The sequence below is a fragment of the Mesorhizobium sp. M8A.F.Ca.ET.021.01.1.1 genome (genome assembly GCF_003998025.1).
Taxonomy (GTDB): domain Bacteria; phylum Pseudomonadota; class Alphaproteobacteria; order Rhizobiales; family Rhizobiaceae; genus Mesorhizobium.
Genome location: NZ_RZSJ01000583.1, coordinates 1 through 3,818, shown reverse-complemented (window position 1 = coordinate 3,818; position 3,818 = coordinate 1). Strand labels below are relative to the sequence as shown.

Below are 3,818 nucleotides of genomic sequence, written 5' to 3'. Positions count from 1 at the left end.
GGAAAGCAATGCGGAAGCAATCATAAGCTTTGTCAGTTTTGTCATGGTGAGACTCTCCCAAAAGTCAGCAAGGACTGGATCAAAATACAGAAATATTGTCGAGATCGTGGTGGTGCTGAAAAATCGGCAAAGGCTATCGGCGAACGTACCGGATCGTTGTTTGCCTCGGTCAATCTAAAGCCCCCGCCTAAGACCCTGCCGCGACATACTGCCTAAAATAATCCAAAATTGGCAATGATAAATCGCTTCCACGTAGCCCGTGGGGGGCTATAGAGTTTTGTGCGGGTTCTGCTCGCGGGCACGGTTAGCAAAAGTGGGATTCGGTTTTGTGACCGATCGCGCGCCGTTCGATAGGGTGCGTGTCCGGATCGCCGAACCGGCGGCCTCTGGTTGCACAATGCCCGGCGTCGATCCGCGCGGGAGAATTGTCTCAGGAGGGGGTTCGGGTGCACATCACAAATCGGTTCGGGCAGGTCGTTGCCGCATCGCTGCTTGGCATCGCCGCTGCCGTTGCATTCATCAACGCCGGCCAGGCGGACGAGGCCGCCGTCAGGCCGGAAGCGGCCGTTTCGCCGATGCAGCGGGTGACCGATGCCAGGGCCAAGGCAGCGGCGGAGAACCCCGACGGCACCGATCGCGTCTATGGCGGCAATCAGGCTGAAAAGGGCGCCTATCCTTTCCAGGTGGCACTCCTCACCACCGCCAGGCTGGACGAGAATCCGGCCTCTCAGGCCAACGCGCAGTTTTGCGGCGGCAGCCTGATCGCGCCGCAATGGGTGCTGACGGCTGCGCACTGCCTCAACGACAAGGGCCGCCCGATCTCGCCCGATTCCGTCACCGTGCTGACCGGTGCCACGGATCTCAGCGAAGGCAAGCGGCACAAGGTTGTCGAAGTCATCGTCAACGAGGGCTACAGCGAACAGACGCTCGACAACGATCTCGGCCTGCTCCGGCTCGCCGACCCGGCCGATGCGCCGACCATCAAGCTTACCCATGACGCGACACCAGACACCGGCAAGACCACCGTCACCGGCTGGGGCAAGATGCAGGACGGCACCTTCCCGACCACGCTGATGGTCGCCGATCTCGACCTGCAGCCAAACAGCGCCTGCAACAGCGGCATCAAGGCCATCTATGCCCATGACCTGAAAGCGGCTCTCGGAGACCTGTCGCACCGCATGCGCTATTCGGAAAAGGGCATCGATGCCGCGGCCAATGCGATTGCCGCCGACATGACCGATCCGCTGACCAGCAACATGATCTGCGCCGGCACCACGAGCGGCGTGCGTGACGCCTGCAATGGCGACAGCGGCGGACCGCTGTTCATGACCGGCGCCGGCGGCCCGATCCAGGTCGGCGTCGTCAGTTGGGGCGAAGGCCCGGCCGATGGCAGCGCTGCCTGCGGCCACAAGGACGCCTATGGCATCTACACGCGGCTGGCCAACTACACCGGCTGGATCGAGGCCAAGATGAAGACATCCGCCCCGGCGCCCGAAAAGCCCAAGGCTGGGCTCGGTACCGCCCAGAAGCCAAAGTCGCCCTGAAGCGACCGCTTCGGATTGCCACGGGAAACGGTGGGAACATCCCGCCGTTTTTGTTTGCCGGCTTACCGAGCGAGCCTATTTCCTTGGCGGACCTTTGCGCTCGGCGGAGGCCGCCCACAGATTGATGTCGGACTCGCGCGCGTAAGTATCGATCTCGGCCAATTCGGCGTCGCTGAAATCGAGCACCTTGAGCGCGCCGACGCAATCCTCGACCTGCTCGGGCCGGCTGGCGCCTATCAGCGCCGACGTCACCTTGCCCTTGCGCAACACCCATGCCAGCGCCATCTGCGCCAGCGTCTGGCCGCGTTTGCCGGCAATCGCGTTGAGCGACTTGATGTTGGCAATGGTGCGATCGTTGATGAAAGCCGTCTTCAGCGACTTGCCCTGGGAGGCCCGGCTGCCATCGGGAATGCCGCCGAGATATTTATCGGTCAGCATGCCTTGCGCCAGCGGCGAAAACACGATGGAGCCGACGCCGAGCCCTTCGAGCGTGTCGAGCAGCCCGTCCTCCTCGACCCAGCGGTTCAACATCGAATAGCTCGGCTGGTGGATGACACAGGGCGTGCCCAATTGCCTCAATATGTCGGCGGCCTCGCGGGTGCGCTGCGAATTGTAGGACGAGATGCCGGCATAGAGCGCCTTGCCCGAACGCACCGCATGGTCGAGCGCGCCCATGGTTTCTTCGAGTGGCGTGTCGGGATCGAAACGGTGCGAATAGAAGATGTCGACATAGTCGAGCCCCATCCGCTTCAAGCTCTGGTCGAGGCTGGCCAGCACGTATTTGCGCCCGCCCCATTCGCCGTACGGACCGGCCCACATCTCGTAACCGGCCTTGGTCGAGATGATCAGCTCGTCGCGATAGGCGGAAAAATCGGTGCGCAGGATCTCGCCGAAAGCGGTCTCCGCCGAGCCGGGCGGCGGACCATAATTGTTGGCGAGGTCGAAATGGGTGATGCCGAGGTCGAAAGCCTTGCGGACGATGGCCTGCTTGGTCCGATGCGGCGTGTCGTTCCCGAAATTGTGCCACAGCCCGAGCGAGATCGCCGGCAGCTTGAGGCCGGACCGCCCGCAGCGGTTGTAGATCATGTTTTCGTAGCGGTTTTCAGCGGCGATATAGGGCATGGGAAATCCTCGGATCTGAACGGACAGGGCACCGTCATCGCAGAGGCGATGAACGTGCCCGTACGCCATCCTTTACCCCCTCCCCGGAGGAACGGGGAGAGGGCAAGCAAAATTATCGATAATCTCCGCGACTACTTCTTCTTGGCCAGGAGATCCTTGGCTTGCTTGACGCCAAGCGCGGCCGGACGCTCGCATGTGGTCTGCATGGCGACGAACTTGCCGGTTTCGCCGGAGCGCAGGAGGCCAGTCATGACATCGACGGCATGCAGCGCGAGTTCCATCGAGCAGCGGTGCGGCCGCCCCTCGGCGATCGCCAGCGCCATGTCGGCCAGGCCCGCCGTGCGGTAATTGGCCATCATGCCTTGGCCGTGCATCTCATTGGGGATGCCCAGCGGATGCTTCCATTTCGGCTGCTTCTTGACCGGTTTTCCCTCTTCGGTGAAGCGAACGTCGCCGCCGAAGAAGTTCGGATCCGGCACGAACACCGTTCCGGCCTCGCCATAAAGCTCCATCGGCGCGTGGCCGTGAGCCCAGACGTCCCAGCTTGTGTTCAGCGTCACCACGGCGCCGTTCTCGAATTCCAGCAGGCCGTGAATGGTGGTCGGCGTGTTGACCGGGATTTTTTCACCCGCTCGCGGCTTGGAACTGATTGTCCGTTCCTTGGCGGGGGTCGTCGCGAAAGCCGCCACCTGCTTCACCGGCCCGATCAGCTGGATGAGATTGGTGATGTAGTACGGTCCGATGTCGAGCACCGGCCCGGCGCCCGGCTGGAAAAAGAAGTCCGGATTGGGGTGCCAGTGTTCCATGCCATGGCCCATGACATGGCAGGTGCCGCTGGTGATCCGGCCGAGCTTTCCCTCGTCGATCAGTTCACGCACCAACTGGTGCGCGCCGCCGAGAAACGTGTCCGGCGCCGAGCCGATGCGCAGCCCCTTCTTCTCGGCCCGCGTCTTGAGGTCCTGGCCCTCCTTGAGCGACAGCACGAACGGCTTTTCCGAATAGACGTGCTTGCCGGCATCGAGCACCTGCTTCGACACCTCGTAGTGCACGGCCGGAATGGTCAGGTTGACGATGATGTCGATATCGTCGGCCTTGAGCAGATCCTCGACGGTTTCGGCACGGAGCTTGAATTCCTTCGCCCGTGCCCTGGCC

The 3,818-nt window shown here is 62.5% G+C and carries 4 protein-coding genes; 2 read left to right on the top strand and 2 right to left on the bottom strand.

Going from position 1 to position 3,818, the window contains the following annotated elements; all coding sequences use genetic code 11:
* Together EOA36_RS37835 and EOA36_RS30195 are read left to right on the top strand one after the other, a co-directional pair.
* Positions 1-216 (top strand): hypothetical protein (locus EOA36_RS37835; protein WP_210212433.1); only part of this gene is annotated, 216 nt, incomplete at its 5' end.
* A gap of 230 nt (positions 217-446) precedes the next feature.
* Positions 447-1,544, top strand: coding sequence for a trypsin-like serine protease (locus EOA36_RS30195; protein WP_127280604.1), 1,098 nt, complete (start codon positions 447-449; stop codon positions 1,542-1,544).
* A gap of 75 nt (positions 1,545-1,619) precedes the next feature.
* Here the strand turns inward: EOA36_RS30195 and mgrA are convergent, their stop codons facing one another.
* Both mgrA and EOA36_RS30185 read right to left on the bottom strand, forming a co-directional pair.
* Positions 1,620-2,666, bottom strand: a complete 1,047-nt coding sequence (gene mgrA, locus EOA36_RS30190) for an L-glyceraldehyde 3-phosphate reductase (RefSeq protein WP_127280603.1) — start codon at positions 2,664-2,666, stop codon at positions 1,620-1,622.
* Positions 2,667-2,797: 131 nt separating this feature from the next.
* The coding region (locus EOA36_RS30185) for a Gfo/Idh/MocA family oxidoreductase (RefSeq protein ID WP_145969381.1) at positions 2,798-3,818 on the bottom strand (1,021 nt) is incomplete at its 5' end.

Excerpts from the sequence above, each read along its gene's own strand:
- mgrA (WP_127280603.1), bottom strand. The coding sequence starts at position 2,666 with ATGCCCTATATCGCCGCTGAAAACCGCTACGAAAACATGATCTACAAC.